The 4,032-nt window shown below is 64.9% G+C and carries 5 protein-coding genes and 1 pseudogene; all 6 read right to left on the bottom strand.

Annotated elements, in window-relative coordinates; genetic code table 11:
* A pseudogene (locus tag Q0Z44_RS18190) lies at positions 1–284 on the bottom strand (NADH-quinone oxidoreductase subunit L); the annotation flags it as partial.
* A 17-nt stretch (positions 285–301) separates the two neighbouring features.
* Positions 302–616: an NADH-quinone oxidoreductase subunit NuoK gene (gene nuoK, locus Q0Z44_RS18185; RefSeq protein ID WP_109036923.1), complete on the bottom strand. Its 315-nt coding sequence runs from the start codon at positions 614–616 to the stop codon at positions 302–304.
* Positions 613–1,254 carry an NADH-quinone oxidoreductase subunit J gene (locus Q0Z44_RS18180; RefSeq protein WP_298015407.1) on the bottom strand — a complete coding sequence of 214 codons (642 nt, stop codon included), beginning with the start codon at positions 1,252–1,254 and terminating at the stop codon, positions 613–615. Before Q0Z44_RS18180 ends, nuoK begins: the two co-directional genes overlap by 4 nt.
* Positions 1,255–1,260: 6 nt before the next feature.
* The gene (gene nuoI, locus Q0Z44_RS18175; RefSeq protein ID WP_109036925.1) at positions 1,261–1,755 is read right to left on the bottom strand and encodes an NADH-quinone oxidoreductase subunit NuoI; all 495 of its coding nucleotides are present in this window, start codon (positions 1,753–1,755) and stop codon (positions 1,261–1,263) included.
* A 12-nt stretch (positions 1,756–1,767) separates the two neighbouring features.
* Positions 1,768–2,826, bottom strand: a complete 1,059-nt coding sequence (gene nuoH / locus Q0Z44_RS18170) for an NADH-quinone oxidoreductase subunit NuoH (RefSeq protein ID WP_298015404.1) — start codon at positions 2,824–2,826, stop codon at positions 1,768–1,770.
* A gap of 19 nt (positions 2,827–2,845) precedes the next feature.
* The coding region (locus tag Q0Z44_RS18165) for a molybdopterin-dependent oxidoreductase (protein WP_298015402.1) at positions 2,846–4,032 on the bottom strand (1,187 nt) is incomplete at its 5' end.

The following is a 4,032-nucleotide window of genomic DNA, read 5'->3' as shown; positions in this document are numbered from 1 at the left end:
CACATCATCATCGCGGTCAGGCCGTCGACCATGAAGCCGACTTCCATCTTCAGCGAGCCCAGCGTCATCCATTCGTAGACGGTCTGGTTGAAGGTCGCGCCGTCCACGGCCACGGCCTTCAGCGTCATCGCCGAGATGATGAACGCGATCAGCACCCCGAGGATGGTCAGCAGGTGCGCGCCGCGCCGTCCGATCGCCTTGCCGAACAGGCCGGCGGCAATCGAGCCGACCAGCGGCGCCAGGGGCACCGCCAGCAGCGAGTTGAGAGAAAGTTCTGTTGTCATTGTTGTGTCTCTCCCGATCAGCCCTTGAGCGTGTCGAGCTCGTCGACATTGATCGACTGACGGTTGCGGAACAGCACCACCAGAATGGCCAGACCGATGGCGGACTCAGCTGCCGCGACGGTCAGGATGAAGAAGACGAAGACCTGACCGTCCATGTTCCCCAGGTAGTGGGAGAACGCGACGAAGTTCATGTTGACGGCCAGCAGCATCAGCTCGATGGCCATCAGCAGCACGATCAGGTTCTTGCGGTTCAGGAAGATCCCGATCACCGACATCGCGAAGAGGATCGCGCCCAGCGACAGGAAGTGCCCGAGGGTGATGGACGTGGTCATGCCTGGCCTCCGGTCTGGTTGCTGGCGTCGGCAGCCGGTGCATCGACCTGCGGTGCAACCTTGACGATGCGCAGACGATCGGCCTTCTTGACGCGGACCTGCTCGGACGGGTTCTGGTACTGCGAATCCTTGCGACGACGCAGGGTCAGCGCGATGGCCGCCACGATGGCCACCAGCAGGATCACCGCAGCGATCTGAACCGGGAACAGGTAGTTGGTGTAGAGCTCGATGCCCAGCGCCTTGGTGTTGGCCACCTGAGCGACCTCAGGCGGGAACGGGCGTGCCTCAGGCAGGTCGAAGCCGCGGGTCAGCACGAAGGCCATTTCGATCGCGATCAGGGCACCGATGATGCCGGCGGCCGGGAAGTGCTTCCAGAACCCCTGGCGCAGGGCGTCGACGTTGATGTCGAGCATCATCACGACGAAGAGGAACAGCACCATCACGGCACCGACGTAGACGAGCACCAGCGCAATCGACAGGAACTCGGCCTGCAGCAGCATCCACACGCAGGACGCGCTGAAGAAGGCGAGCACCAGGTGCAGCGCGGCAGTGACAGGGCTCCGGGCGGTGATCACGCGGAAGCCCGCGTAGACCAGCACCAGGGCGAACAGATAGAAAAGTAGGCTGAAGGTGTCCATGGTGGGTCAGCGGTATTTCGCGTCCGCCTCCTTGTTGGCTGCAATGTCCTTTTCGTAGCGATCCCCCACCGCCAGGAGCATGTCCTTGGTGAAGTAGAGGTCACCGCGCTTTTCGCCGTGGTACTCGAGGATGTGGGTCTCCACGATCGAGTCCACAGGGCAGCTTTCTTCGCAGAAACCGCAGAAGATGCACTTGGTCAGATCGATGTCGTACCGCGTGGTGCGGCGGGTGCCGTCGTCACGCACGTCCGACTCGATCGTGATGGCCATGGCAGGGCAGATCGCTTCGCACAGCTTGCAGGCGATGCAGCGCTCTTCGCCGTTCTCGTACCGGCGCAGGGCATGCAGGCCACGGAAGCGCGGGGACATCGGGGTCTTTTCCTCAGGGAACTGCACCGTGATGGACGGCTTCAGGAAGTGGCGGCCGGTCAGGGCCATTCCCTTGAACAGTTCGATGAGGAAGAAACTGGAGACGAATTCCTTAAAGGAGGTCGCAGACATGGGTGGCCTTCCTTATTTCCAGATGTTCCAGGGCGACATCATCCAGACGCCGACCACCACCAGCCAGACCAGGGTCAGCGGGATGAAGATCTTCCAACCCAGACGCATGATCTGGTCGTAACGGAAGCGGGGGAACGATGCGCGCACCCACAGGAACAGGGTGACGATGATGAAGGCCTTGAGGCCCAGCCAGATCCAGCCCGGAATGAAGCTCAGGGCGTCGATCGGGGGCAGCCAGCCACCGAAGAACATGATGGCAGCCAGCGTGGACACCAGGATCATGTTGGCGTACTCGGCCAGGAAGAACATCGCGAACGACATGCCGGAGTACTCGATCATGTGACCGGCCACGATTTCCGATTCGCCTTCCACCACGTCGAACGGGTGGCGGTTGGTTTCAGCCAGACCCGAGATGAAGTAGATGACGGTGATCGGCAGCAGCGGCAGCCAGTTCCACGACAGGAAGCTCAGGCCCATGTCGGCGAACTGACCCTTGCCCTGGCTCAGCACGATGTCCGTCATGTTGAGCGAGCCGGCGGTCATCAACACGATCACCAGACAGAAGCCCATCGCGATTTCGTACGACACCATCTGGGCCGAAGCGCGGATGGCGCCGAGGAAGGCGTACTTCGAGTTCGAAGCCCAGCCGGCGATGATCACGCCATAGACTTCCAGCGAGGTGATCGCCATCAGGAACAGCAGGCCGGCGTTGACGTTGGCCAGCGCCACTTCCGGACCGAACGGGATCACCGCCCAGGCCGCCAGGGCCGGCATGATCGTCATGATCGGGCCCAGGAAGAACAGGCTCTTGTTGGCCGCCGACGGAACGATGATCTCCTTGAAGATCAGCTTCACGGCGTCGGCAATCGGCTGCAGCAGACCGGCCGGGCCGGTGCGGTTCGGGCCCGGACGAATCTGCGACCAGCCGATGGCCTTGCGCTCCCACAGCGTGAGGTAGGCCACGCAGCCCAGCAGCGGCAGCAACAGCGCCACGATCTTGATGAGCGACCAGACCACCGGCCAGGCACCGCCCAGGCTGGCTGCGCCAGCGTTGTACAGGGTGTCAATCATTGAGTGTCTCCCCTACCCTTCAGGCTTTTTCGACGCGGATCGCGCCGAAGGATGCGCCGAGGGTGGACGTCGCCGGCGTACCGGCGGGCACACGCACCACGTTGGCCGGCAGGCTGGGGTCCAGCACGGCGGGCAGCACGGCCGCGCCACCTTCCTGCGACACCTTGACCTGCGCCCCTTCGCTCAGACCCAGCTCGGCCCACAGCGCCTGCGGCAGGCTGGCGACGGGCGGACGGGCATCGGCGGTAGCCTGCAGCGACGGCGCGCGGCGAACCAGGGCGTCGGCGCTGTAGATCGGCAGGTCGGCCAGGCGCTCGAGCGCACCGGTGCCGCCCGTCAGCGTGATGGCAGCTTCCGTCTCGTTGTTCAGCTTGGCAGGCAGTGCGGCCAGGTCACCCAGCGCACGGGCCTTCACCTCTTCCGAGGTTTCGAAGGCAAAGCCGTCCAGGCCCAGCATCGTGCCCAGGACGCGCAGCACCTTCCAGGCCGGACGGGTCTCGCCCAGGGGCTTGACCACACCGTGGAAGCTCTGCACGCGGCCTTCCGCGTTCACGAAGGTGCCCGACGTTTCGGAGAACGGCGAGATCGGCAGGATCACGTCGGCGTACTCGGTCGCGGCCGTCTTGAACGGGCTCATGGCCACGACCATTTCGGCGCCGAGGATGGCGGCGGCCGCAGCGGTCGGGTTGGCGCTGTCGAACTCGGGCTCGACGCCCATCAGCACGAAGGCCTTGAGGCCCTTGCCGGCCAGCATCTCACCCGCGTTCAGGCCGCCCTGCTGGGGCTGTGCCCCCGCGAGCTGCGCGCCCACGGTATTGGCCGATTCGCCCAGGAAGCCGAAGCGGGCGCCGGTTTGGCTGGCGATCCACTGGGCCAGCGCCTGCAGCGACGAGGCCTGCGGGTGCTGCGCTGCGGCGTTGCCTAGCAGGATGGCCTTGCTCTGACCCGACATCAACGAGGCCGCGATGGCCTTGGCGGCTTCGGTGGCGGTGCCGTTGCACGGCGCGGTCACGTTCAGCTCGCCGGCGATGGCCACGGCCACGTCAGCCAGGGCCTGGGCCCAGGCGCTCGGCGCCACGGTCACGCGCTGAGCCAGCGAGATGGCCCAGTCGTCGTTGGCGCTGCCGATGGCGGAGATCTGTGCACCACGGCGGGCTGCCTGACGCAGACGCGAGTCGAACATCGGGTGGTCCTTGCGCAGGAACG

The organism is uncultured Aquabacterium sp. (genome assembly GCF_947366995.1).
In the GTDB taxonomy this organism is placed as follows: Bacteria; Pseudomonadota; Gammaproteobacteria; order Burkholderiales; family Burkholderiaceae_C; genus Aquabacterium.
This window is presented reverse-complemented; position numbering and strand designations above follow the sequence as displayed.